This window comes from Pseudoclavibacter sp. RFBA6, assembly GCF_002931575.1.
GTDB classification, from domain to species: domain Bacteria; phylum Actinomycetota; class Actinomycetes; order Actinomycetales; family Microbacteriaceae; genus Pseudoclavibacter; species Pseudoclavibacter terrae.
This window is the reverse complement of the sequence record NZ_PSUA01000006.1, coordinates 15614-40857: the sequence shown is the minus strand read 5'-3', so window position 1 is coordinate 40857 and position 25244 is coordinate 15614. Positions and strand designations below refer to the sequence as shown.

Annotated in this window: 23 protein-coding genes and 1 tRNA gene; 11 read left to right on the top strand and 13 right to left on the bottom strand. The window is 69.2% G+C overall.

The features are described from left to right. Positions 1–52: 52 nt before the first annotated feature. Both C5C17_RS05295 and C5C17_RS05290 read left to right on the top strand, forming a co-directional pair. Complete coding sequence (locus C5C17_RS05295) at positions 53–1270, top strand: DUF418 domain-containing protein (RefSeq protein ID WP_104252345.1); 1218 nt, start codon at positions 53–55, stop codon at positions 1268–1270. Positions 1271–1275: 5 nt separating this feature from the next. Continuing rightward, positions 1276–2241 carry a magnesium transporter CorA family protein gene (locus C5C17_RS05290; protein WP_104252344.1) on the top strand — a complete coding sequence of 322 codons (966 nt, stop codon included), beginning with the start codon at positions 1276–1278 and terminating at the stop codon, positions 2239–2241. Between the two features lie 157 nt (positions 2242–2398). On the opposite strand, the gene C5C17_RS05285 is transcribed toward C5C17_RS05290, so the two are convergent. Further along, entirely contained in the window at positions 2399–3778 is a 1380-nt protein-coding gene (locus tag C5C17_RS05285; protein ID WP_104252359.1) for a cation:dicarboxylate symporter family transporter, read from the bottom strand. A 163-nt stretch (positions 3779–3941) separates the two neighbouring features. Between C5C17_RS05285 and C5C17_RS18340 the strand changes: the two genes are divergently transcribed. The 3 genes from C5C17_RS18340 to C5C17_RS05265 all read left to right on the top strand — a co-directional run bounded on the left by C5C17_RS18340 (position 3942) and on the right by C5C17_RS05265 (position 7158). Further along, positions 3942–5573, top strand: coding sequence for a sensor histidine kinase (locus C5C17_RS18340; RefSeq protein ID WP_181028495.1), 1632 nt, complete (start codon positions 3942–3944; stop codon positions 5571–5573). Beyond that, positions 5563–6288, top strand: a complete 726-nt coding sequence (locus tag C5C17_RS05270; protein WP_104252343.1) for a response regulator — start codon at positions 5563–5565, stop codon at positions 6286–6288. Before C5C17_RS18340 ends, C5C17_RS05270 begins: the two co-directional genes overlap by 11 nt. Before the next feature lie 69 nt (positions 6289–6357). Continuing rightward, on the top strand, positions 6358–7158 hold the full coding sequence (locus C5C17_RS05265) for a sugar phosphate isomerase/epimerase (protein WP_258065961.1): 801 nt from the start codon (positions 6358–6360) through the stop codon (positions 7156–7158). 213 nt (positions 7159–7371) lie between these two features. Here the strand turns inward: C5C17_RS05265 and C5C17_RS05260 are convergent, their stop codons facing one another. The 3 genes from C5C17_RS05260 to C5C17_RS05250 are packed head-to-tail and all read right to left on the bottom strand — an operon-like array spanning position 7372 to position 13172. Continuing rightward, positions 7372–9594, bottom strand: a complete 2223-nt coding sequence (locus tag C5C17_RS05260; protein ID WP_104252341.1) for a YhgE/Pip domain-containing protein — start codon at positions 9592–9594, stop codon at positions 7372–7374. Continuing rightward, positions 9591–12551, bottom strand: coding sequence for an MMPL family transporter (locus C5C17_RS05255; RefSeq protein WP_104252340.1), 2961 nt, complete (start codon positions 12549–12551; stop codon positions 9591–9593). The genes C5C17_RS05260 and C5C17_RS05255 overlap by 4 nt, the downstream gene beginning before the upstream one ends. A gap of 18 nt (positions 12552–12569) precedes the next feature. After that, positions 12570–13172, bottom strand: coding sequence for a TetR/AcrR family transcriptional regulator (locus C5C17_RS05250; RefSeq protein WP_104252339.1), 603 nt, complete (start codon positions 13170–13172; stop codon positions 12570–12572). A 167-nt stretch (positions 13173–13339) separates the two neighbouring features. On the opposite strand from C5C17_RS05250, the gene C5C17_RS05245 reads away from it, so the two are divergent. Together C5C17_RS05245 and C5C17_RS05240 are read left to right on the top strand one after the other, a co-directional pair. Continuing rightward, positions 13340–13531: a hypothetical protein gene (locus C5C17_RS05245; protein WP_068476980.1), complete on the top strand. Its 192-nt coding sequence runs from the start codon at positions 13340–13342 to the stop codon at positions 13529–13531. A gap of 130 nt (positions 13532–13661) precedes the next feature. Continuing rightward, positions 13662–14291 (top strand): hypothetical protein, encoded by a 630-nt coding sequence (locus C5C17_RS05240; protein WP_104252338.1) that lies wholly within the window; start codon positions 13662–13664, stop codon positions 14289–14291. 87 nt (positions 14292–14378) lie between these two features. Here the strand turns inward: C5C17_RS05240 and C5C17_RS05235 are convergent, their stop codons facing one another. Both C5C17_RS05235 and C5C17_RS05230 read right to left on the bottom strand, forming a co-directional pair. Next, entirely contained in the window at positions 14379–15026 is a 648-nt protein-coding gene (locus C5C17_RS05235; protein ID WP_104252337.1) for a vitamin K epoxide reductase family protein, read from the bottom strand. Between the two features lie 12 nt (positions 15027–15038). Further along, positions 15039–15827 (bottom strand): thioredoxin domain-containing protein, encoded by a 789-nt coding sequence (locus tag C5C17_RS05230; protein ID WP_104252336.1) that lies wholly within the window; start codon positions 15825–15827, stop codon positions 15039–15041. Positions 15828–15971: 144 nt separating this feature from the next. Between C5C17_RS05230 and C5C17_RS05225 the strand changes: the two genes are divergently transcribed. Further along, positions 15972–17225 (top strand): MFS transporter, encoded by a 1254-nt coding sequence (locus tag C5C17_RS05225; protein ID WP_258065969.1) that lies wholly within the window; start codon positions 15972–15974, stop codon positions 17223–17225. A gap of 186 nt (positions 17226–17411) precedes the next feature. Here C5C17_RS05225 and C5C17_RS05220 read toward each other — a convergent pair whose 3' ends face one another. Together C5C17_RS05220 and C5C17_RS05215 are read right to left on the bottom strand one after the other, a co-directional pair. After that, positions 17412–18719, bottom strand: coding sequence for a D-arabinono-1,4-lactone oxidase (locus tag C5C17_RS05220; RefSeq protein ID WP_181028494.1), 1308 nt, complete (start codon positions 18717–18719; stop codon positions 17412–17414). Positions 18720–18889: 170 nt separating this feature from the next. Further along, positions 18890–18962: transfer RNA gene (locus C5C17_RS05215), tRNA-Lys, on the bottom strand. An 89-nt stretch (positions 18963–19051) separates the two neighbouring features. Between C5C17_RS05215 and bcp the strand changes: the two genes are divergently transcribed. Continuing rightward, positions 19052–19531 carry a thioredoxin-dependent thiol peroxidase gene (bcp, locus tag C5C17_RS05210; protein ID WP_104252333.1) on the top strand — a complete coding sequence of 160 codons (480 nt, stop codon included), beginning with the start codon at positions 19052–19054 and terminating at the stop codon, positions 19529–19531. Here the strand turns inward: bcp and C5C17_RS05205 are convergent. Next, on the bottom strand, positions 19528–19944 hold the full coding sequence (locus C5C17_RS05205) for a hypothetical protein (protein WP_104252332.1): 417 nt from the start codon (positions 19942–19944) through the stop codon (positions 19528–19530). The genes bcp and C5C17_RS05205 overlap by 4 nt on opposite strands. 179 nt (positions 19945–20123) lie before the next feature. On the opposite strand from C5C17_RS05205, the gene C5C17_RS05200 reads away from it, so the two are divergent. Beyond that, entirely contained in the window at positions 20124–20372 is a 249-nt protein-coding gene (locus C5C17_RS05200; RefSeq protein WP_068476994.1) for a WhiB family transcriptional regulator, read from the top strand. A 48-nt stretch (positions 20373–20420) separates the two neighbouring features. On the opposite strand, the gene C5C17_RS05195 is transcribed toward C5C17_RS05200, so the two are convergent. Genes C5C17_RS05195 through C5C17_RS18535 form a run of 3 tightly spaced genes read right to left on the bottom strand, consistent with a single transcriptional unit; the run spans position 20421 to position 24078 of the window. Further along, positions 20421–21923: a sensor histidine kinase gene (locus tag C5C17_RS05195; RefSeq protein WP_104252331.1), complete on the bottom strand. Its 1503-nt coding sequence runs from the start codon at positions 21921–21923 to the stop codon at positions 20421–20423. A 9-nt stretch (positions 21924–21932) separates the two neighbouring features. Further along, positions 21933–23450: a P-loop NTPase gene (locus C5C17_RS05190; RefSeq protein ID WP_104252330.1), complete on the bottom strand. Its 1518-nt coding sequence runs from the start codon at positions 23448–23450 to the stop codon at positions 21933–21935. Between the two features lies 1 nt (position 23451). Then, positions 23452–24078, bottom strand: a complete 627-nt coding sequence (locus C5C17_RS18535; RefSeq protein ID WP_104252329.1) for a hypothetical protein — start codon at positions 24076–24078, stop codon at positions 23452–23454. 125 nt (positions 24079–24203) lie between these two features. Here C5C17_RS18535 and C5C17_RS19075 point away from each other — a divergent pair, with 125 nt between their 5' ends. Then, positions 24204–24533 (top strand): helix-turn-helix domain-containing protein, encoded by a 330-nt coding sequence (locus C5C17_RS19075; RefSeq protein ID WP_146079083.1) that lies wholly within the window; start codon positions 24204–24206, stop codon positions 24531–24533. 26 nt (positions 24534–24559) lie between these two features. Here C5C17_RS19075 and C5C17_RS05175 read toward each other — a convergent pair whose 3' ends face one another. Continuing rightward, complete coding sequence (locus tag C5C17_RS05175) at positions 24560–25156, bottom strand: hypothetical protein (protein WP_146079082.1); 597 nt, start codon at positions 25154–25156, stop codon at positions 24560–24562. Between the last annotated feature and the right edge of the window lie 88 nt (positions 25157–25244).

Here is a 25244-nt window from a genome sequence, read left to right as displayed (position 1 = left end):
CCTGGCAGTTGTCTGCGTGTGTGCCGAATGCCCCGCTCGATAGCGTGAGTGCATGCATGATTCTCCGCGTGGACCCCGGCCGACGGCGACGGGAGCGCGTGCGCTGGCACCCGATGCAGCCCGCGGGTTCGCTCTGCTGTTCATCGCCATCGCGAATCTCACCGTGTACCTGTACGGCCGGGAGCAGGGCATCCTGTTCCGTCCGGTGGACGCTGGACTCGGCGACCGGGTCGCGGATGTCCTCGGCGCGCTGTTCATCGACAACCGGAGTTTCCCGCTGTTCTCGCTGCTGTTCGCCTACGGCTTGCACCAGCTCGTGACGCGCGAGGAGGCGCTCGGCACGGCATGGCCGGTCGTCAGGCGGCTGCTCGTGCGACGCAACGTGTGGCTCTTCGTCTTCGGGGCACTGCACGGGCTGCTCCTCTTCATGGGCGACATCATGCACACCTACGCGCTCGCCGGATTCGTGCTCATCCTGGTGATGCGATCGCCGAACTGGGTGCTCTGGCTGGTCTTCGGCATCACGGCTCCGCTCGCCGTGGCCTTCGGGAGCGGGGACGGCGCGGCGGCGTCCGGGCTCGCCGCGGTGGGTGGCTCGGCCGACCCGATGATGCCCTCCGCCGTGAGCGCGACCCTGCTCGACGCTCAGCTCGCGCGAGCCGGCGAGTTCCTCCCGATCCTGGCGTTCGCACCGTTCAGCGTCCTCGGCGTCCTTCCGCCCATGATGCTCGGCCTGCTCCTGGCCCGCAGCCAGCTGCTCGAGCGCCCGTGGCAGCACGCTCGTGCGGTCCGCAGCATCGCGATCGGCGGCGTCGCGGCCGCCATCGTCGGGGGCCTCCCGTTCGCCCTCGGCCTCGCGCTCGGGTTCGAGCCGGGCCCCGTCTGGTTCCTCGCAGGCTCGCTGCACGCAGCCACCGGCATCCTGGCCGGCGCCGGCTACGCCGCGCTCTTCGCACTCATCGTCGCCGGCACTCAGCGCTCAGGGGCCCGTCCTGGCCCGGTGCTCGGAGCCCTCACCGCCCTCGGACGGCGCTCCATGTCCGGGTACCTCGCACAGTCCGTCATCTTCCTCGCGATCATGCCGGCCTGGTCGATCGGGCTCGGCGCGACCGTTGGCACCGGCGGCGCGTTCCTCATCGGCACCGGCACCTGGCTCGCCACGCTCCTCGGCGCCGTCCTCCTCGAGCGGATAGGTAAGCCGGGTCCCGCTGAGTGGGCGATCCGGAGGCTCAGCTACGGGCGACCGACCGCCAGAGCGGTCGTACGATAAGCCGCATGCAGACCACGAGGCTCTACCGCGACGGACACCGGGTCGGCGGCGAGCACTCGCTGACGAACCTCGTCGAGCACCGCGCATCCGAGGACTGCACGGTCTGGGTCGACCTCACGCTCGACGAAGAAGACGCCCTGGACGAGCTGGCCTCGCTCCTCGAGCTGCACCAGCTCGCCGTCGAAGACGCGAGATCCCACCTCGAGCGGCCCCGTCTCGCGCGCTTCGACTCCCACCTGCTGCTCACGCTGTCGAGCTCCCACTGCGACGAGCAGGGCGACGTCACGATCTCGCGGCTGACCGCCATCATCCTGCCGGGCATCCTCATCACGGTGCACGAAGCCGGCTTCCCCATCGAATCCGTCGCGAAGCGCCTCGACGACAACGAGGAACTCTCCGCGTACCGGGTCCCGTGGCTCGTCTGGGCGCTCCTCGACGTCGTCGTCGACAGCCACACCGACTCCGTCGAGCGGCTCGACGAGGTCATCGAGGCCCTCAGCGACGGGCTCTTCAGCGAGCGGCCGGACACCAGCGAGGTGCAGCGACGCGCGTTCACCCTCCGGCGGAGCGTCTCGAAGCTCCGCCACGCGACGCTCCCGCTCAAAGAGGTGATCACGCTCCTCATCCACCAGGGAGAGGAGAAGGTGGCGCCAGAGCTGCACCCGTACTTCGCCGATGTCGGCGACCACGCGGCGCTCGCCGCGGACTGGTCCGAGACGCTCGCGGAGCACATCTCCACGGCCATCGAGACGAGCATCGCCCTGCAGGGCAACAAGATGAACGAGATCATGAAGAAGGTCACGGGCTGGGCCGCGATCATCGCCGTGCCCACGGCCATCACCGGATTCTTCGGCATGAACGTCGACTTCCCCGGCCACAACGAGGTCGAGGGCCTCATCGCCTCGGTGTCCCTCGTCATCGGCTCGTCGGTCGTGCTCTACATCGTCTTCAAGAGACGCGACTGGCTGTAGCGCGCCGGCTGCGCACTCCCCGCCTGACCTCGCCCGCCTGGCTCCTCCCCCGCCCCGGCGGAAACCACCGACAGCCCTGTGGGGGTGTGCATCCGGTTCTCGCGAAACGGATGCACACCCCACAGGGCTGAGCGGCTGAGCGGCTGAGCGGCTGAGGCTACGCGGTGACGCGCTCCTCGTCGATGACCTGCTGGCTCTTGGCGTCCCGCGAGTGGTCGGTCGAGCCGTGCACGTCCTCGTTCATGGTCGCCTCATCGAACGGGGCGCCCCCGCTGAGGACGAGGTCGACGCGCTGCTTGTCGATCTCCTTCGTCCACGTTCCGACGAGCACCGTCGCGACCGCGTTCCCCGTGAAGTTCGTGAGCGCACGAGCCTCGGACATGAAGCGGTCGATGCCGACGATCACGCCGACGCCGTCGACCAGGTCGGGGCGGTGGGCCTGCAGGCCTCCGGCGAGCGTCGCGAGGCCGGCACCGGTGACACCGGCGGCGCCCTTCGAGGCGATCATCATGAAGATCAGCAGCGACACCTGCTCGCCGATGGACAGCGGCGTGCCCATTGCGCTGGCGATGAAGAGCGACGCCATCGTCAGGTAGATGGCGGTGCCGTCGAGGTTGAACGAGTAGCCGGTCGGGATCGTGATGCCGGCCACCGACTTCGAGACGCCGACGTGCTCCATCTTCGCGATGAGGCGGGGCAGCGCGACCTCGCTCGACGAGGTCGACACGATGAGCAGGTACTCACGGCCGAGGAACTTCATGAGCTTGAAGATGTTCACGCGTGCGACGAGCCACAGCAGCGCGCCGAGCACCACGACGATGAAGAGCGCGCACGTGATGTAGAAGGCGATCATGAGCGTGCCGAGCGCGATGACCGCGTCGATGCCCGTGGCTCCGACGACCGCGGCGATCGCACCGAACGCGCCGACCGGGGCGACCCACATGATCATGCCCAGCACGCGGAAGACGAGCGCCTGGATCTGCGCGATCGCGTCGATGATGGGCGCCGCCTTCGTGCCCATCTTCTGCAGGCCGAAGCCGAGCAGCAGGGCCACGAAGAGCACCTGCAGGATGCTGCCGTCGGTGAGCGACGAGAACAGCGACGTCGGGATGATGCCGAGCAGGAAGTCGGCCGTGCCCTCGCTCTTCGACGCATCCGCCTCGTAGGAGGCGCTCGCGATGTTGAGCCCCTCACCCGGGTGGATGAAGTTGCCGACGACCATGCCGATGGCGAGGGCGAAGGTCGACATCGTGATGAAGTAGAGGAGCGCGAGCCCGCCGACCTTGCCGACCGTCGCGGCCTTCGCGATGGAGCCGACGCCGAGCACGATCGTGCAGAAGATGATGGGGGCGATCATCATCTTGATGAGCGCCACGAACGCCTCGCCGACGGGCTTGAGGGCCTTCCCGAACTCCGGGAGGACCAGGCCGACGGTGATGCCGGCGAGCACCGCGATGATGACGGCGATGTAGAGCCAGTGAGTCTTGTCGATCCCGCGCTTGCGCGGGGCCTTGGTGTCCTGAGATGTGAGCGCCATTGCTGTGTTCTCCCCTTTGAGATCCGACGCGAGCTGCGTCGAGAGCGATGGATCGAGCATCCGCTCACCGACAGCGCCGCCGCGACTTGCGTTCATACTGTTCTCACCGCGCCCGCAGCGGCGAGATCCGACGCGGCCCGCCCATCGACGCCGAGGAGGAACCGTGCGATTCGCAAGCTGGAGCGTCGCGACGCGCCTCTTCGTGCTGCAGTTCGTCGCGATCCTCGCGCTCACCGGACTCGGCGTCGTCATCGTGTGGGCGGATGCGCGGCGCGAGGCGGAGGATGACGCGGCGCTGCGCAGCCTGGCGGTCGCCGAGACGATCGCCCACGACCCGTTCGTCGTCGAGCAGCTGGAGACCGCAGACCCGAGCAGCACGCTGCAGCCGTACGCGATCATCATCTCCGATTCCACGGACGTCGACTTCATCACGATCATGGACACGGACCGCGTGCGCATCACGCACCGCAACCCCGAGGAGATCGGGCGCCTGTTCCAGGGCAACATCGACACCGCGCTCGGCGGCTCGACCTTCACGGAGACCTACACGGGCACGCTGGGCCCCTCGGTGCGAGCCGTCGCCCCGATCTGGGACGACGGCGAGGTGGTCGCCCTCGTGTCGGCCGGCGTCACCGTGTCGAACGCGCACGTCGCGACGGGGTCGCGCATCGCGCTGATCCTCTGGTCGGCCCTCGGCGCGCTCCTCATCGGCGGCGCCGGAGCCTGGGCGCTCAGCCGCTACCTGCGGCGCGTGACCGACAACCGGGGCCCCGAGGACCTGGCCCGCATGTTCGCCTACTACGAGGGTGTGCTCCGATCGATCGACGAGGGGCTCGTGCTCGTCGACCCGAAGGGCAGGATCGTGCTCGCCAACGTGATCGCCGGCGAGTACCTCGGCCTGCCGCCGTTCGACCCGAGGGCCGCCCCGATTCCGGTCAAGGACCTGGCCGCTCCCGAGATCCTGCGAGAGGTCATGCTCCGCGGCGATGCGGTCGTCGACGAGATCGTCGTCACCGAACGGCACGTGCTCGTCGTGAACAGCGAAGCCGTCGTGACGCGCGGGCCAGGTCAGGATGCACCGCGCTCCGCTGGCACGGTCGTCACGCTGCGCGACCACTCCCGCATCGAGGAGCTCAGCGGCGAGCTCGAGACCTCGCAGACCCTTGCGGCGGCGCTGCGCTCGCAGGCCCACGAGTTCGCGAACCGCCTGCACACCATCATCGCCCTGATCGAACTCGGGCGCCCAGAGGAGGCGATGCGGCTCGCGAGCTCGACGCTCGACGTCAGCCAGGAGCTCGCCGACCGGCTCGTGCGGGCCATCGAGGACCCGGTGCTCGTGGCCCTGCTCCTCGGCAAGTCCGCGCAGGCGGACGAGATGGATGTGCGCTTCGAGCTGCACCTGCCCGAGCGGGTTCCCGCGAGCGCAACAGCTCGGGACCTCATCACCATCGTCGGCAACCTCATCGACAACGCGCTCGACGCGGCACGCACGACGCCGGCGCCAGCGGTGCGGGTGCTCGTCGAGGAGCTCGACGGGGAGGTGCTCATCGAGGTGAGCGACAGCGGAGACGGGCCCGACCCGGAGTTCCTCGGCCGCATCTTCGACTTCGGCGTCTCCGGCAAGCCCGGCAAGGGGCGCGGGGTCGGGCTCGCGCTGGTGCGGCAGGCCGTGCGCCGGTCGGGCGGCAGCATCGAGGTCGACGGGTCGGCGTTCACGGTGTGCCTGCCGCTGCGCGCGTCGGACGCTGAGCATGCCGGGGCTGCGCGCGACGGGGAGGCCTCGGATGGACGGTGAGGAGGCGACGCAGGCGACTCCACTGAACGTGCTCATCGTGGACGATGAGCCGCTGACGGCGCAGGCGCACGCCTCTTACGTGGACCGCCTGCCCGGGTTCCGCACCGTCGCCGTCGCGGGCACTGCGTCCGCCGCGCTCCTCGCGGTCCGCGCATCCGCCCACGGCGACACCGAGCGCATCGACGTCGTCCTCCTCGACATCAACATGCCGGACGCGACGGGCATCGACGTCGCGAGGCGCCTCCGGGCGGAAGGGCACGACGTCGACATCATCGCCGTGACGGCCGTGCGCGAGGCGGCCACCGTCAAGCAGGCGGTGTCGCTCGGCATCGCCCACTACCTGCTGAAGCCGTTCACGTTCCAGACGTTCGCGGAGAAGCTCGAGGCGCTGCGCGAATACCGGGCCGGGCTCTTCGATCACGTCGTCTCCAGCCAGGACGAGGTCGATCAGACCCTCGCGTCCCTCCGCCAGTCGACACCGCAGGCGAGCCTCCCCAAGGGGCTGACGAGCGAGACCCTTGCGAGCGTGATCTCAGCGCTGCGCTCCCTGGAGGCCGGGACCGGCATCTCCGCGAAGGAGCTGTCCGAGCAGCTGGCGCTCTCCCGTGTCACCGCGCGCCGCTACCTCGAGCACCTCGTCGACACCTCCGCCGCCGATCGCACCCCCAGGTACGGCACCCCGGGTCGCCCCGAGCTCGAGTACCGTCTCGCCTGAGGCGCTCCGGCTGTCGTCACCTTTCGGACAGACGGGGGGAGTAATCTCCGGAAAATGATCACCGTCGGCATGAGCACCTCCTGCACGTTCCCCAAGTCTGTCGAGACGTCGTTCCAGATAGCCAGGGACGCGGGCTTCGACGGCATGGAGATCATGATCTCGACCGATCAGACGTCGCGGAGCGTGGATGCGCTGATGCGCCTCATCGACAAGTACCAGCTGCCGGTGCTCGCCGTCCACGCCCCCGTGCTGCTGTTCACGCAGTTCGTGTGGGGCCGCGACCAGCGCACGAAGCTGCAGCGCTCCGCTGAGCTCGCGCGCGACATCGGCGCCTCCACCGTCGTCGTCCACCCGCCATTCCGGTGGCAGTCCGGGTACGCGGAGAACTTCCTCGAGATCGTCCGCGAGATCAACGCGGACACCGGCACTGAGATCGCCGTCGAGAACATGTTCCCGTGGAAGGTGTCAGGGCGGGCCCTGCAGGCCTACAAGCCCGGCATCGACCCCGTCGACATGGACTGCGACGCCATCACCCTCGACTTCTCGCATGCCGCGCTCTCGGGACGCGACTCCCTGCAGATGGCGAAGGCGGCCGGCGACCGGCTGCGGCACATCCACCTCTGCGATGGCCAGGCGCCCGACGTGAACGACAAGCTCTTCGACGAGCACCTCGCGCCAGGCGAGGGAGGGCAGCCTGTCGCCGAGACGCTGCAGTACCTCGCCTCGATCGGCTGGTCGGGTCACGTCGTCGCCGAGGTGAACACGCGCAAGGCGAAGAACGAGGCCGACCGGCTGCGCATGCTCCGCGAGACCGTCGCCTTCGCCCACGATCACCTGCAGCTCGGCCGCTCCGTCCCCGACGCCGTCTAGCGCCCACTCGCCCCGCCCGTCTCGGGATGGGTTCCACGCTTCCGGATGGGTTGCAAGCCATCCCGAAGCGTGGAACCCATCCCGAGACACCGTGACCACCCGTCGGACGGCGATCGCCCCACTCACCCACCACGCCCGACTCGGGCTGGCAACCTCACTTCGTGGCGGGAAGCTTCCCACAACGAAGCTGGTTCCCCATCCCGAGACGCGGGGTCACGCCGCGACGAGCTCGCGGCGCCCCGAGGAGAGGCCCGCGACGAGCGACGGCTTCGAGCGTCGACGGCGCCCGATGACGAGGCTCGCCGCCGCGAACGAGACCGCGGCGATGACGAGCATGCCGAGCGCCGCCGCGACGACTGCGGAGGCGCTGCCTCCCGAGTAGGCGAGCTGCAGCCCGGCGGCGAGGTGCGTTCCGGGGAGCAGCCCGGAGAGCATCTCGACGAACGGCGACTTCAGCTCGAGCGGCACGAGCCCCCGCATGGCGAGCACCTGGATGCTCAGGAGGCCGACCGATGCGACAGCTGCCGCCCGACGCCCCCAGAGCGTCGTGAAGAGCAGGTGCACGCCGATGAGGGCGACCGCGCAGAGCGCGCCGAGCCCGAGCGTCGCGAAGGCGGCGGCGACGGGCACGCCGACGAACCCGTGAGCGATGACGATGATGGCGAAGAGCACTGCCGCGAGCGGCAGGAGCATGCGCCTCGCGGCGTCGAGCAGGATGCGCCCGTTCGACGCCATCGACGCGTAGGCCTCGGTCGGCACGAGACGGCGCATGAGCGTCGTCGCGAGGGCGGCGAGCCAGAGTGCGAGCGGAAGGATGAGCGCGGTGAGGATCTCGCCGAAGCTCACCTCGTGCTGCATGGTCTGGTTCGTCTGGACCGGGTTGGCGACGACCTCCGCGAGCGCATCCGGATCGCCGACGGCGTTCTCGGCCTGCGTCGCGCCGTCGCTCAGTCCGGTCGACAGCTGGTTCGCCCCGGAGGTGAGCTCGCCGACGCCCTCCTGGATGGGGGCGACCCCGTCGACGAGCAGCTGCTGCCCGTCGCGGAGCTGCCCGAGGCCCGTGGCCAGCGCGCTGGCGCCCGTCTCGAGCTCGGTTCCGCCGGTGACGAGCTGGGATGCGCCGCTCTCGAGTTCGTCGCCTGCGGTCGCGAGGTCGGAGGCGCCCGTCGTGAGGTTGCTCGAGCCTGCCGAGAGCTGCGTCGCGCCCGTGTTGAGCTGGTCGATGCCGTCCGCCAGGGTGACGAGGCCGGTGCCGAGGGTTTTCAGGTCGGATGCTCCGTCGGTCACGGCGGTGAGCTCGCTCGTAGCGCCGTCGAGGGTCTCGACGAGGCCGTCGACGCCGCCGGTCGTGCCGACGAGGCCTGCGATCTGGGTCTCGCATTGGCTCTTCAACGTCGGGTCGGCGAGGGCCGCGCACCAGGCGACGAGGCCGTCGGTGGAGTCGTTGAGGGCGACGAGTGCGGGCCGGATCTGCTCCTGGTAGGTGGCTGTGCCCTGCGTGACGGCGGTCGAGTATCCCTCGAGCTGTGTGCCCGCGTCCGTGAGCTGCTGCCCGCCGGTGCGGAGTCCGGGTGTCTGCGCTGCGAGCTGGCCGATGCCCGCCGCGAGCTGGTCTGCGCCGCTCGTGTACTGCGTGATGCCCGCGGAGAGCTGGTCGACGCCACCGGTGTACTGGGTGATGCCGCTCGAGAGCTGGCCGACGCCGGAGACGTAGGTGGTCACGCCGGTCGAGAGCTCGCTGGCGCCGTCCGCGCTCTGCACGAGTCCGGTCGAGAGCTCGCTCTGCCCGTCGGCGAACTGGGCGAGGCCGGTGCCGAGCTGCGTGCCCCCGTCGGCGAGCTGGGATGCGCCATCCGCGGCGTCGCGAAGGGAGGTCGCGGTCTGGCCGATGCCGTCGAAGAGCTGCACGGCGACCATCTCGGTGACCTGCGTGCCGAACTGGGCGGTGAGCGCATCCGCGAGCCCGTTGGCGATGGCGGGCGAGAGGTAGTCGTGCGACTGGTCGGTGGTGACGTCGATCGTGGCGGGGGTCGCGCCCTCGTCGGCGATGCCCGTGATGCGGGCGGAGAAGTCCTCTGGGATGGTGACGACGACGTACGCCGAGCCGTCTTCGAGTGCCGCCGCCGCGGTCTCGGCGTTGGCGAGCTGCCAGTCGAAGCCGGTCGCCGTGTCGGGATCGGTGAGCGCGCTGACGACGAGCCGGCCCGCGATGACGGTCGTCTGGGTGCCGTCCGGCGCGGTCTGGGTCTGGAGTTCGTCGTTGTTCACGATCATGGCGGGGATCGCGGAGGTGCGGGCCTCTGCCCCGGCGAGGCCGGCGAAGTAGGCGCCGGCGACGATGAGGGGCACGAGGATCGCGACGAGCAGGTTGCGCAGGCGCCGACGGCGCAGTGCTCCGCGGTCGGCGGTGACGGCGTGGAGGACGGCGGCGCTCATGCGAGTGCTCCCTTGTGCGTGCTGGTTGCGGCGTGCGTGGATGGCGATGCGTCGGCGGATGCGCTCGGCGCGGCGTCGAGGCGGATGCGTCCGGCGGGACGTCGCACCGCGCCGACGATGGCGGCGGGGTCGAGTCCGCTGGGGAGTCCGAGCACGATGGTCGTGTCGGGCGGGGCGAGCGTGCTCACTTCCGCGAGGAGGGTGGAGGCGAGGCGCGTTGCCACCTCGGGTTCGGCTCCCGGCCCGAGATCGACGATCAGGACCTCGGGGTTTTCCGTGAGCGCGATGCGCGCCAGGGCGACGCCTCTCGATGCGGGCCGAAGCTCGCCGAGGTTCGTGTCGGCCTGCACGCGTGGCGAACCGTCGCGCAGTCTGGCCGCGGCTGCTGAGACCTCGGCGACACCCTGGTCGACGAGTGCAGCTGGCACCGGTCCCCCGGCGGCTCCGCGTCCGAGGCGCAGCCGCTCTTCGAGGAGGGCACCCACGGTGAGCTCCGCCGATCTGGCGTCGAGCGTCGAGGCGTCCACGACGGCCACGCGTCGCATGAGGGCGCTCTCGTCACCTGGCGTGAGGTGCCCGTGCGCGTGGGCGTGCCCGGCGACGGGCTCGATGCGTCCCGCGAGGGTGGCCGCGAGGAGCCGCCGCTCGGCGAGCTGTCCTTCCACGAGCAGCACGCCGCCGCGCTCGATGCCGCCCGTCACGGGGCGCGTTGCTGTCGTCTCGGTTCCGGCCACGAGCTCGCCCATGGCGATGCCGTCGGGCTGTCCGCGCATCCACTCGACGTTCTGGCGGTAGTGGCGAAGGTGCTCGCCTTCGACGTCGAGGTCGGGGAGGATGCGGTCGAGCCAGGCTGGGAGGGCCCAGGCGCGCTTGCCGAGCATCGCCATGATGGCGGGCACGAGCGTCATGCGCACGAGGAAGGCGTCGAAGAAGATGCCCGCGGCGAGCCCGAGGGCGATGGCCTTGATGACGCCGGCTCCCTCAGGCACGAAGGCGGCGAAGACGAAGAACATGATGAGGGCGGCCGCGGTGACGACGCGGGCGCCGTTCGCGAAGCCCGTCTCGACAGCGTTCCTGGCGTCGCCGCTGCGCACGTACGCCTCGCGCATGCCGGAGACGAGGAAGACCTCGTAGTCCATGGCCAGTCCGAAGATGATGGCCATGAGCAGGATGGGCATGAAGCTGATGATGGGGCCGGGCACGACGTGCAGGGCGTCGGCGAACCACCCCCACTGGAAGATCGCGACGACGACGCCGAAGGCGGCGAACACGCTCAGCAGGAAGCTCAGCGCGGCTTTGAGCGGGACGAGGATCGAGCGGAACACCATCATGAGCAGGAAGAAGCTGAGCCCGACGACCACTGCGGCGAACGGGAGGAGCGCCTGGTTGAGGCGGTCGGAGATGTCGAGCGCGATGGCGGTCGCTCCGGTCACGGAGGTCGGCATGCCGGTCTCGAGCTCGAGCTCGTCGCCGAGGTCGCGGATCTCGCCGACGACGCGGAGCGTCTCGTCGTCGTCGGGCCCCGTCGATGGCACCACCTGGATGATGGCGGAGTCCACGGTCGTGTTTGGCAGCGGGTCTCCGACCGTGTCCACTCCGTCGACCTCGGCGATGCGGTCGGCGATGAGCTGCAGGTCGTCGAGGAGGGTCTCGTTGTCGCCCTGGGTGATGTCGACCATCACGATGAGTGGCCCGTTGGCGCCTGGCCCGAAGTGCTCGGCGACGAGGTCGTAGCCGATGTGCGCGACGCTGTCCTCCGGTTCGGACGCACCGGAGGGGAGCGCGAGCTTGAGGTCGAGCGCCGGGATCGCGAGCGTGCCGAGGATGGCGATGACCGCGAGCGCGAACGGGAGCGGTGCCCTCATGACGAGCCGCACCCACCTGCGTCCCACCGTGGGCTTCGGGTTCGCGCCCGTCTCGCGACGGTACGCGCGCGACGTGGGCTTGGGGCGCATCCGCTCACCCGCGAAGCCGAGCAGCGCGGGGACGAGCGTGATGACGGCCGCCATGGCGGTGAAGACGGCGGCGGCGGCGGCGATGCCCATGACGCTGAGGAACGGGATGCCGACGATCACGAGGCCGAGCAGCGCGATCATGACGGTCACTCCGGCGAAGACGACGGCGTTGCCTGCCGTGCCGACGGCGGTCGCCGTCGATTCCTCGGCGTCCATGCCGTTCGCGAGCTGCGTTCGGTGGCGCGAGACGACGAAGAGTGCGTAGTCGATGCCGACGGCGAGGCCGATCATGACCGCGAGCAGCGGGGTGGCGCTGGAGACGACCACGAACTTCGCGGCGAAGAGGATGCCGCCCATCGTCACGCCGACCCCGACGATGGCGGATGCGAGCGGGAGCCCGGCGGCGAGCACCGATCCGAACGCCACGAGGAGCACGATCGCCGCGAACACGACGCCGACGATCTCGGTGGGCGTGAGCCCGTACTCGAGGTTCTGGAAGATCTGCCCATCGAACCCGACTTGGAGGCCCGAGTCCTGGAGCGAAGTGCCGGCCTCGGTGACGTCGGCGATGAGCTCGTCGCTGATGTCTTCGCTGGTCCCGTCGAACTGCACGCGGATGATGCCGGCCTCGGCGTCGTCCGATACGGCGTCGCTTGCATACTCCGAGAAGGGAGAGAGGGCCTGGCTGACGCCGTCCAGCTCTCCGATGCGCTCGGACGCGGCGTCGATGGCGCTCCGGTACGGCTCGTCTTCGATGGAGTCGCCGGCGGGGGTCACGACGACGACGCTGGCGCTGGCGCCGGCCGCTTCCGGGAACACCTCGCCGAGGCGATCGAGCGCCGCCTGCGACTGCGTGCCCGGAATCGCGAACGATTCTTTGAGTGCCCCGCCCGCGGCGACGCCGACGCCGAGGGCGAGGGCGAGCAGCAGGAGCCAGGCGGAGAGCACGCGCCATGGGTGACGGTAGGAGCCGCGGGAGATGCGGAAGAGGAGGAGAGCCATGAGTCCGTTGCCTGTCGACTAGCGGCGCGTGGCCGAGATGAAGGTGAGCGCGTCGACGAGCTCGTCGCGTGTGGGGTCCTGCATGCGCGCTTCGCCTGGGATGTTCTCGTTCGCGAGGCAGTAGGTGACGCCCGCGAGGCCGATGGCGATGCGCAGCGCACGGTCCGAGTCGTCCTCGGACAACGCGGCGACGAGCCGCTCGATCATGGGGTCGACTCGGGTGGCGATGAACTCGCCAGCACCGGTGCTGCGGTGGTTCACGAACATGTGCACGGCGAGGCGGTGCTGGAGGAGGAAGTCGACGAAGGGGCCGACGAGGCGCCTGTCCTCGGTGCCGATGTCGAGGTGCTGCAGGGAGTCGACGAGCTCTTCGAACGCGCCGAGCGCCTCGAGCACGGCCTGCTCGAAGAGGCCCTGCTTCGAGCCGAAGTGGTAGAGCAGGTTGGCCTTCGTGTACCCGGCCTTGCTTGCGATCTCCTGCAGCGAGGCGCCCTCGTAGCCGTGCGCGGCGAATTCGACGAGAGCGGCCTGCTTGAGCAGGTCGGTCGGATGCTGGCGGGGCGCCGATCGAGGATGCTCGGCCTGCTTGAGTTCGGGATTCGGCTGCGGTTGCTCGGTCACGCACGCAGTCTATTGACCGAACGGTCAGAGTTCAACCGATCGGTCAGGAGGTCGGATCGAGCGTCTCCTGACAACGGACGGCCAGACGACACCGCTACCCTGACGACGTCAATCAGAACACTGGCGGCATCACAACGACGCAGCCCCGGCACAAGGGAGCGGAACCCATGCGCAAATTCCTCACCAACGGCGCGATCCTGTCCTCGGTCTTCGGCATCGTGGGTGTCGTCCGACAGACCTCGATGGAGACCAAGCGCTGGCGAGCAGTGCTCGTCTGGCTCGCCTGGGGCATCTCGACGGCCCTCGCCATCAGCGCCGTCATGGACGACGCGAACCAGAAGAAGCTAGAGCTCGACTAACAATCCGAGCGTCGTGCGGCGTGTCTGTCGACACGCCGCACGAACGCCGTGAGACTAGTGCTGTCTCATTCCGTGGCAGACGATCTGCCCCGGTTCCGAGCTCACAATCCAGGCGCAGAAAGGGGACTCCGTGTTCGGTTGGTTCCGCAAGCGGCGACACCCCGAGGGTGAAGCCACGTCGAGCGCAGATTCGACGCAGCCCACCCCCCAGCAGGCGGCCATGACGCCACCGGCGCTCCCCCAGCATCAGCTGGGCGCCATCCCTGCCCCGATCCCCGCCGCATCCGCACCGTCGGCACGCCCGGCCATGCCCCTGGGTGGCCACCCCAACTTCTCCGGCCTCGAGCGCCCGGGCAGCGAGCTGGAGCCACCGCGCCTGCTCGAGCCCAGCGCCATCATGAGCGACGAGGCCCGCGAGGAGCTCACGCTCCTCCTCGACGACATGTTCGGAGCCGAAGGGCGCTACCGCCTCGAGTGGCGGCCAGACCGCGAGCCGGGCGACGACGCCATGTTCTCCGAGATCATGGTCGCCGACCTCGTGCGCCGCATCCAGAACACGCTCGGAACCGTGGCAGCGCTGGAAGCAGGCGACGAAGCGCCGGTGCGCCTCGCTCCTGCGAGCGAAGCGGAACGGCAGAAGGCCATCGAGTCGTTCCTCAAGCCTGAGGAGTCGCTCGAGGACCTCGTCGAGACGGTCACCCCTCGCCCCGCCGACCTCGCAGCGCGAGCATCCCTCGCCGAAGAGCGCAAGATCGCCTGAGCCTCACGCGTACAGCGTTGAACAGCGCGCAACGAAGAACCCCGGTCCGAACACGGACCGGGGTTCTTCGTTGCGCGCTGCGTACGCCTAGATGGCGAAGTACGGGAGGAGCCCCGCGAAGACGACCGCGACGACGACCAGGTACCAGACGATGATGATCGTCACGAGGAAGGGAGCGAGCTTCTCCCCCACTCGCCTCGCACCGGCACCCAGGTGCCCGTGCACGAGGTTGAAGATCGTGCCCGTCGCGACGAGGGGAATCGTCGCCGCCCAGATGATCATGCACCAGAGGCAGAGGCGTGCGAGCTCGAATGCGCTGTACCACTGCAGGTAGCTGACGAGCGCCGCCGCGCCCACGAGACCGACCTGGAAGGCCACCCAGAACCAGCGACGGTAGCTCGCGCCAGCGAAGATGCCTGCCCCGATCGCGACCGTCACGGCGAACGTCACGAGGCCGATGATGATGTTCGGGAAGCCGAGGATCGCGCCGGCCGAGGACTGCATGGCCGGACCGCACGTGACGAAGATGCTCAGATCGCAGACCAGCGCCTCGTTCGGCGCCTGCAGCTTGTGGATGTACTCGACGGTGAGGAAGAAGCTCGCGAGCAGCCCCACCCCGCCGAAGACGACCAGCGCCCAGGCGACGTTCCTCGGCGTGCGCACGAGCCAGGGCAGGCGCGATGCGCCGCCCTGCTCGTCCGCGATGGCCTCTGTCATCTCAGGGGAGCTCGCCATGGTCCGCCTCCGCTACTCGGCGTTCGCGGTGCCCGCGAGCGCCATGAGCGCTTCGACGTCCGGAGGCGTCTGCTGGAGTTCTCCGTCGACGAAGATGCTCGGGGTTCCGGAGACACCCGCCTCGCGCGAAGCGGCGGTGTTGGCGGCGGCCCAGCCCGAGAACTCGCCGTTGGTGGCCGCGGCGAGGGCCTCCTCGCTCGTCACACCGAGCTGGCTCAGCGCCGACGAGTAGTCGGCGGGGCCCCAGCTGGTCTGCGTCTGGCCGGGGATCCCGAACAGCCCGTCGTGGACCTCGAAGAACGCGGACGGCTGGTAGGCGACGGTCGAGGCGATCGCCGCCGCGGCCTCGGCACCGTACGGGGCCACGATGTTGATCGCGTGGTAGGTCACCTGGACGTCACCTGCGGCGACGAGATCGTTGTAGACCGCCCCGGTCTGCTCGTGGTAGTCCACGCAGTGGGGGCAGGAGTAGTCGTAGTAGTAGTCGATCTTGACGGGGGCATCCGCTGCACCGACGACGATCGCCGAGTTGTCGACGACCTCGATGGGCTGCTCGACACTCGAACCGTCGAGCCGCTGCACCGCGACCGCGCCATCAGCCGTCAGCTCGATCTTCTTGCCGAACCAGGTCGAACCGAAGACGGCGAGCAGCACGATCGCGCCGAGCACGACGACGGCACCGACGATGATGCCCACCTGCGTGAGCACACGACCGCGCCTGGCGCGCGCCTCCTCCTGCTTGCGGATGGCGTTCGCCTCCTCGCGAAGCTTCTGAATGTGTTCGCGGTTCTTGTCTGCCATTGCGGCTCTCCTCGGGTTCGACGACCGGCGTCATTGTACGTGAGATCATTTTGTGACCTTCACATACATACTTGCGGCCACAACTATTACATTGTGCACCCCCGCACATCCGACCACCCCCAGGGAGCAGCCACCGTGAGTTCCATGTTCCGCTCGCTCGCCGAACGGAACTACCGCATCTGGTTCGCCGGGTCCCTGACCTCCAACGTGGGCACGTGGATGCAGCGCACGGCGCAGGCCTGGATCGTGCTCACCGAGCTCACCGACAACGACGCCACCGCGCTCGGCGTCGTCATGGCGCTGCAGTTCGGCCCGCAGCTGCTGCTGGCCCCGTACGCCGGTGTCATCGCCGACCGCTTCTCGAAGCGCAAGGTGCTCATCTGGACCCAGTCGGTCATGGCCGTGCTGGCCCTCGCACTCGGTGCCATCGTGACGGCAGGTGTCGCGGAGCTCTGGCACGTCTACGTCTTCGCGCTGCTGCTCGGCTGCGCGGCCTCCCTCGACGCTCCAGCACGCCAGGCGTTCGTCTCGGAGGTGGTGGGCCTCAAGCTGCTCTCGAACGCTGTCGCCCTCAACTCCGCGTCGTTCAACGGCGCTCGGATGGTGGGGCCGGCCGTCGCTGGAGTCCTCACGGTGCTCATCGGCGCGGGCCCGGTGATCCTCGTCAACGCCCTCACGTACCTCGCGACCATCGCGGCCCTCCTGGCCATGCGCACCTCGGAGCTGCTCCCCGCTCCCCCGTCGAAACGCGGCCGCGGGCAGATCCGCGAGGGCATCCGCTACGTCGCGAGGCGCCCCGACATCGTCGCGGTCCTGGTGCTGGTCTTCCTCCTCGGCACCTTCGGGCTGAACTTCCCCATCTACACGGCGACCATGACGACCATGGAGTTCGGAGGCGGCGCGGACAGCTTCGGCCTGCTCTCCTCCATCCTCGCCATCGGCTCGCTCGGTGGCGCACTGCTGGCCGCGAAGCGCGAACGAGCCCGGTTCCGCGTCCTGCTGTCGTCGAGCGTGTTCTTCGCGCTCAGCTGCCTGGCGGCCGCCCTCGCTCCGACGTTCTGGCTGTTCGCCGTGGCCCTCATCCCCATCGGCTTCACGTCGCTCAGCGCGATCACCACAGCGAACGCACTCGTCCAGGGAAGCGTCGAGCCATCCATGCGCGGGCGGGTTCTCTCGCTCTACATGGCGATCTTCCTCGGCGGAACTCCCGTCGGCGCCCCGGTCATGGGGTGGATCGTCGAGCTGTTCGGGCCGCGCGCCGCACTCCTCGTCGGCGGCGCATCCGGTGCCATCGGGGCGATGCTCGCTGCCTGGATCCTGCACCGGGCTGGAGCGTTCAGGTGGCGCGACCGCCCCTGGCGCAACCTCGACGACCCTCGAGCCGACGACCCCCTGTAGGCGTCCACGCTGCGCACGCGCATTCGCTCAGCACGTTCGACGGGCGGTGCCGCGGGCCTTCAGACGCCTCGGGCGACGCACCAACGGCCTCGGATGGGTTCCGCGCTTCGGGATGGATTGTTTCCCATCCGGAAGCACGGAACCCATCCCGAGAGGCCGGGGCTCGCAACCGAGCGCCAGGTCTGCTCAGTGCGCGCCGAGGACGCGCTTGAGGTGCGCGTTGTCGAACACGCCTTCCGGGTCCAGCCGCTCGCGCGCCGTGTGGAAGTCGCCGAAGCGCGTGATGACGTGCTTGAACTCCTCCGCGCGCACCGTGTGGAAGCTGCCCCAATGCGGCAGGCCCCCGAGACTCAGGAAGAGGTCCTCGGCAGCGGTGAAGATCGCGCGAGCGTCGAGGGTCGACGGCACGCGCACGGTGATGTTCCCGACAGCCCTGCCGTAGGCGTTCGACAGGAACGCGTCGTCGGCGGCAGTCGTCGAGATGCGGACGGCGTACGGGAGGTTGAGGTGCGCCCGCTCGAGGGTCTCGTCGAGCGCCCGCAGCACCTCAGGGGTCTCGGCGAGGGGGAACGAGTACTCGAGCGACGCGAAGCGCACCGGGGCGGGCTCCGCGAGTGCTCGCATGGGCCCCAGCGTCGACTCGCCGACCGGATGCACCCGGTTCGCGAGCTTGTTCACCGCGGGGGTCAGCAACGGCAGCGACTTCGACAAGCCGATGGCGAGCATCTCGCCGAGCGCACCGAAGGACGCGGACCGGCGCGACGGCGTCGGCTCGTCGGCGATCTCGCCTGATTCGCGGAACCCCTGCGTCACGAACACCTCATCGGTGTGCGGCCGCCAGCTCGCGGAGAAGTGGTCAGCGCCTGAGGCGAGCACTGCGAACTCGTCGACGAGTTCGCTCATGCGCATCTGCTCGTCCGACGTGCGGATGCGGTAGCCGGGCACGATGCGGAACACGAGCTCGGTGAAGATGCCCAGCGCTCCGAGGCTGAGCTTCACCGAGGGCCACAGCTCGAGGTCCTGGTGGGCGCTCACCGTGACGAGCTCGCCGGTCCCGGAGACGAGCGTCGCCGAGACGAGCTGCGATGACAGGCTCGCGAAACGAGCACCAGTGCCGTGGCTGCCCGTGGCGATCGCGCCTCCGAGGGTCACGGCAGGGTTGTTCGGGATGTTCTCCAGCTGCCATCCGTAGGTCTCGAGCAGGGCCCCGGCCTCGGCGATCGTGGTGCCGGCTCCGAACGACGCCTCATGGCTGTCGAGGTCGATCCAGTTCATGCCGCGCAGGCCTCGGGCGTCGAGGAGGATGTCGGGAGCCGCGGCCAGCGCATTCGAGGTGTGGCTCGCGCCGACCGCACGCACGTGCCTGCCCATGCGGTAGGCCTCGGCGACGACCTGCTGGACCTCGAGCGCAGTCCTGGGAGCGACGATGCTCGACGGGTTCGCGCGTGCGGTCCGCGGCCAGTTCGCCCAAAGTTCCCCGGGTGCAATCGTCACGGAATCCGCCTCCTCGTCGTCGGCGCGTTGCGCGCCTAGCCAGTGCATGCCCATTGTGCCAGCACCGCGCCTCCGAGAACGGCAGACCGGTGCCCTCCCAGCCCGAAGAGAGCCTCCCCCGAGGATGCAAGAAGGCCCGGTAGCTGGCGAGAGCTACCGGGCCTATCTCGTACACCCCCTCGGACTTGAACCGAGAACCCATTGATTAAGAGTCAATTGCTCTGCCAATTGAGCTAGAGGTGCGCGTCGTTCCGTTTCCGTGGCGACCAAGAGAGAATAGCACTGTTTTGAAGCCGAAGTCCAATCGGCCACGACATGCCACGATTGGGGCCATGACGACCTCCACTCCGACCCGCCTCGAGCCGGGCGCAGATGCTCCGGACTTCACCCTCACAGATCAGGACGGCCACGCCGTCTCCCTCTCCGAATATCGCGGCAAGCGCGTCATCCTCTACACGTACCCGGAGGCGTTCACCCCCGGATGCACGGCCGAGGCGTGCGACTTCCGCGAGAGCGACGCTCCCCTGCGCGCCGCCGGGTACACGATCCTCGGCATCTCGTCGGACGACCCGGAGAAGCTGGCCGAGTTCCGCGAAGCCGAGCACCTCGACTTCACGTTGCTGAGCGACGCCGACCACGCCGTGCAGACCGCGTACGGCGCATACGGAGAGCGCAACAAGTACGGGCGGATCGCCGTCGGCCCCATCCGCTCGACCTTCGTGATCGATGAGCACGGCAAGATCGCCGAGGCTCTCTACAACGTCCGCGCCGCGGGCCACGTCGCCCGGATCCTGAAGCTGCTCGGGCTCTAGCCCCTCGCCTCCGCCTCGTCATCGTCGCGGCGCAGTGCACGGCCCGTCGCCGGATGCACGGCTGCGACGATGCCGAGCAGGCTGATGGCGACGAGCACCCAGCCGACCCAGACCGCCAGGTCGCCCTGGAGGAACACCCAGGCGACTGCCAGCTGCATGATCTGCCACGTGATGGCGGCCCCGCGCACCCAGGCCCGCAGACGGAGCGTCGACACGGCAACGAGTGCGAGCAGCACGGTCCCCAGCAGCGCGAGCCCAGCAAGCGCAAGGGATGAGGCGAGGAACTCCGCCTCCTGCGCGGCGGTCTCCGCGACGAGGAACGCGGTCACGGCGGCGAGGATCGCGGCCTCAACGCCGAGCAGTCCGGCAAGCAGAACGACGGTGACCGGGCGCCCGGTCGTACCTCGGCTCACGAATTACCCCTTGCCTGGAAAATGACGCTGTGGCAAAATCTTTCTCTAGGTAGAGATACCCGGAGGAATGCAAAATCGAGGCCAAGTCTATAGGCCAGTCACCGCATCCCGGGTTCACGAACTTCGCTCCCAGCGGAGCGTTTTTGTGCGCGAGGCGCACTCGATAAGGAGCACCACTGATGGATTGGCGCGATACTGCCGCCTGCTTGGACGCAGACCCCGAGCTCTTCTTCCCGGTCGGGAACACCGGCCCCGCTGTCGACCAGATCGACGCAGCGAAGGCCGTTTGCGCTTCCTGCAAGGTGACCGAGGTGTGCCTCCAGTACGCACTCGACACCGGTCAGGATTCCGGCGTCTGGGGCGGCCTCTCCGAAGACGAGCGACGTGCACTCAAGCGTCGCGCAGCACGGGCGCGACGCGCATCCTGAGCAGCAGACAACCCGCGACCTGACCGCGGATCGCCCGACGGGCGGCGTTCACGCGCCGCCCGTCTCGCGTTTCCAGCGGCTGGGGATGAGCAGCTTCACCTGCGTTCCCTCACCCGGCTCGGAGTGCCATTCGATGGAGCCGCCGAGCTCGCCCTCCACCAGGGTGCGGACGATCTGCGTGCCGAGACCGGCGCCGATGCGTCCGGCGACGAATCCGGAGCCCGTATCCGCCACCGTGACGGACAGCCCACCCGGCGTCTGCTCGGCCGTCACGGTGACCTCGCCTTCCTGCCCCGCGAGCCCGTGCTCGACGGAGTTCGTGACGAGTTCGGTGAGCGCAAGGGCCAGCGGAGTCGCGTACTCGCTGGGCAGGGTCCCGAATCGACCGCTGACGACCGGTCGGACGACCGTGTTGGAGGAAGCGGATACCTCGGTGATGAGCTTCATGACGCGGAGGAACACCTCGTCGAAGTCGACGGTCTGGGAGAAGCCACCGGAGAGCGTGTCGTGCACGACCGCGATCGAGGAGACCCGACGCATGGCCTGCGTCAGGGATTCCCTGGCCTCGTCGCTCCGCGAGCGTCGGGCCTGGATGCGCAGGAGCGCTGCGACGGTCTGCAGGTTGTTCTTGACCCGGTGATGGATCTCCCGGATCGTGGCGTCCTTGGTGATGAGCTCCTGCTGCTGGTGCCTGACGTCTGTCGTGTCTCGGCAGAGCACGATGGCGCCTGTGCGCTCTCCGTGCGCCCTCAGCGGCAGTGCGCGCAGGGTCACGGTGATGTCCCGGGCTTCGACGTCGGTCATCCACGGGGCACGCCCCGTGACGACGAGCGGCAGCGCCTCATCGACGGTGACGCGACTCTTGTCGTGCACGAGCGCTGAGGCGACCTCCGAGAGCACTTCCCCCTCGAGCTCTCCCCCGAAGCCGAGTTTGTTCATGGCGCTGAGCGCGTTGGCGCTCGCGAACGTGACGACGCCGTCTCGGTCGAGCCTGATGAGTCCGTCCGATGCCCGCGGCGCGCCGCGGCGGGAGATCTGCGGGGCCTCCGGGTCAGGGAATGCTCCCTCCTCGATCATGGCGAAGATCTCGTCGGCGCAGTCGCGGAACGTCTCCTCCTGGCGGGTGATCGAGCGCGTGCTCCCGAGGTTGGTGTGACGGGTGATGACGGCGATGGGGTGCTGGCTGACTCCTTCGCCCGGCAGGCGGCAGAAGACGGGCGTCACGAGCAGCTGCGTCGGGATCTCGTCAAACCAGTCCGGCTCCGTCGACCGAACGGTGATGCCCTCCTCGTAGGACCTGCGCACGGCCATCGCCCACTGCTCCCGCACGGACTGACCGATGAGGTCACGGTAGAAGAGCGTCGGGGCGCTCGAGGGGCGCCCCTGTGCGACGGCGACGAAGTCGTCGTCCTTCGTGTGGACCCAGAGCACGACATCCGCGCACGAGAGGTCGGTGAGGAGCTGCCAGTCGGCGCTCAGCTGCAGGATCCACGACTGCTCAGCTTCACTGAGGGTTCCGCGGCGCTGGAGTTGCGATGAGAGACTCGACACTCGGTCAGCTTAGGAGTTCTGAGCTTGCAGTTCGCCGCGACCGCGCCAGAATCGACGAAACGCCGACGTTCGCCGCCTGTTCTCGCCCTTCGGCTGCCGGGTCTCGAGCCCGCTGCCGGCTGAGGCCAGCAGCGTGTCCGAAACGTAGGTTCCGATCGCACGGGCGAACGCGGAGCGGGGGCTGGCGTACGAGACCGGCTCACCGGCGAGCAGCGCGCGGTCGCACGCCGACTGGTCGAGTGGGATGAGCGCTTGCGCCTCGAGGCCCGCGAACCTCGAGAGGACGTGCCGGATCTGACCGGCGGCCCCCAGGCCGACCGCGTCTGCTCGCACGCGGTTCACGATGATGTCTGTTGGCGTGTCGCCGACGAGGTCGACGAGGTTCGCGCGGGCACGCAGGAATCTCTGGAGGCCGACCGCCTGCCCGTCCGCGACGGCGAGCACTCGGTCCGCAGCGGTGAGGGTGGTCAGGGTCGCGGCCGAACGACGAGGCGAGAACGCGTCGCTCGCGATCTCGTCGTCGCTCTCGAGACTGAAGCCGACGTCGACGACCACGAGGTCGGCGACCTCGCGGCACTTCTCGAGCACGGTCGCGACCCGATCCCTCGCGAGTTCCGGCCACCGTGCGGGGTTCGCGATGCCGGTGAGCACGAGCAGCCCGCCCCGTCCGAAGGACCGTGGCACCGCGATGCGCTCGATCTCGGCGACCGTGAGCCGTGCCGCGCCTGCCAAGCGGCAGGCGGCCGCGAAGCCCGGCGCCTCGTCGGTGATGCCCAGCATCGCCGCGAGCGAGCCGCCGTAGCTGTCAGCGTCGACGAGCAGCACCCGCTGACCCATCTCGGCGGCCTTGGACGCGACCGCTGCCGCGACGGTGGATGCGCCCGGCGCGCCGTGCGGCCCCCAGACGGCGAGCACCGTGCCCCTGCCGTCTGCGCGTGCCAGTCGAAGGGGCACAGCTGAGCCGCCCCGCTCGTGCCCCCCGAGATGATCGCCGGCGCGACCTGGCGTGCTGGCCGCGCGTCTGCGCTCACCTCGTCCCCCTCGCCTAGCCCCGCCGCCCGTCGGGCGCTCGGGTTCGGCAGGGTCGGGCCGGTCCTCCTCCGAGGGGTGGGAGCTGACGCCCGGGGGCCTCGAGAAGGCCACGGGGCGCTGCGGAATCGGGCCGGTCGGCATGGTGCGGTCGGATTCGGTGGGAGTTCTCGCGAGGAGCACCTCGATCTCGCTCCAGCTGACCGCCGCATCGACGACCTCCGCCGCGGCGAGCGTCTCCGCGTTCCGACGTTCCAAGTCGCTCGAGACCACCACGATGGCGCGTGCCCCGAACCGGGCGCACGCCGCCAGACTGCGCGGAGTCAGCGTCTCGGGCGCCCCCTGCAGCACCACGATCTCGGGTCGCAGCCGTTCGAGGGCCGTCGCAGCGGCGAGCCCACCAGAGACTCGATCGACGATGTCGTGCCCCGCCGCGATGATGCCCTCGAGGAGCCGAGCCTCGATCTCGAATTCGATGGCGAGCAGGATCCTCGACATCTCACTGCCCCCTCTCGCGGAAGACGGGGACGAGGGCCAGCCGAGAGTCGTTGCTGATCGCCGCGAGGAGTGCGGGGATCTCGGCCTTCGGCAGGAGCAGCTCCACCCGGTCCGCCTGACTCGCGGAGAGTGCCCCTTCCCTCGGAAGGATCTTCGCGACGATCGCATTCGACGAGGTCAGGACCGGCGCGCCATAGGTCCCGGGAGCTGACTCCTGGCTCGACCAGAGCTCCACCGCGCTTCCCGCGCCCAGCTCCGTCGGCAGCCCGCCGGAGACTTCCACGACAACCGACGACCTGCTCGAATCAGCGTCTCCGAGTGCCGACTTCGGGAGGAGCTCACCAGCCTGGACCGCCTGGGTCACGAGGAACTCACCCTTCGGCACCGTCTCGGTGCTCACGTACGCCTCGATGCTCGACCCGAGGACGACCTCGACGGCGACGAGCTCGTCGACCGTGATCAGCTGCCCGGGCGCGATCGTCGAAGCGGCGGCGTAGGCGATCTCGGTTCGGTTCCCCGCCACGAGAACGCCGACGACACCGAGCACCGATGCGATGACGAGGAAGACGCCGAGGAAGAGCCTCGGGTCGACCCAGCGTCTCGGCGTGCGAGCCCTGCTCACGCTCATGCCACTCTTCCCTTCTTCGGTCGCCGAGAGGTGGCGACTCCGCCATCGTGGCGCAGCGCGAGGGAACGTGCAGAAGTTATCCACAACATGCGTCGATTCATGATCGCCGCGGGATAATCGAGGGCATGAACGCATCCGTTGACCCCCAGTCAATCGGCCGTTTCCTGACTCTCGCCGAGGTCTCCGAGATCCTCAACGTCACGATGGATGTGGCGACCGGTCTCGTGCAGAGCGGGGAGCTGCCTGCGATCCGTATCGGCGGCGTCGGCGAGTGGCGAGTGGAACGGACGATGCTCGAGCAGTACATCGACGACCAGTACGAGTACCAGCGCCGCGTCGCCGCGCTCCGCCAGGGCGAGTTCGCAGACACCGGCGACCTCGCAGGCACTGGCGACTTCCTCGAAGCGAGCGCCACACAGGATGACACGGCCCCGCGCCTGCGTCCGTTGCTCTGACCTTCCCGTCGCCAGGCCGAGTCCGGTCAGTCGCCGGCGAGGATGACGAGGCGCAGGTCCTCGAGCGGGATGATCCGATACGCGACGACGTCTCGCGCTCGTCTGGCGACGCCGCGCTCATGGACGGCGACATCGACGTGGTCGCGCGCGACCCGGTCGATCGTGCCAACGATCGTGCCGGTGGTCACCACGAACTCGCATTGCCGGCGCCGCCGCCCGAGGTCTCGCAGCGCGAACGCCAGGCCGAGACGCCCGGACAGGTCGCCGGGACCGCTCGCGGCCGGTTCACGCAGACTCGCGATGAGCTGCTCTTCGCTGAGCACCAGGGACGCGATTCCCGCCGTCGGGACGATGCAGACGCGCGCCCGACCTGATTCTGCGAGCAGTTCGGCTGACAGCCAGTCACTGCCGAACGCCACCGGGCGCACGGCGACGATGGAACCGTCCGACAGCTGCAGTGAGATGGGAGCCGAGCTGCTCTCCGCGAGCGCGACGAGCCGCTCGCGCACGGTCAGCCGACCGACGCGGAGTCGCTCCTCGTCGACGGCGCGCCTGGCGGCCTCGTCGTCGAGCGCACCCTGCAGCTCGCCCGCGAGGTCATCGAACAGGTCGTCCCATCGCACGTCGCCAGCGTAGAGTTCACGGCCCGTGCGACCGGAGTTATCCACAGGGGAGTTCAGCCCTCGCGAGCGACGGACGCAACGTGGTTTC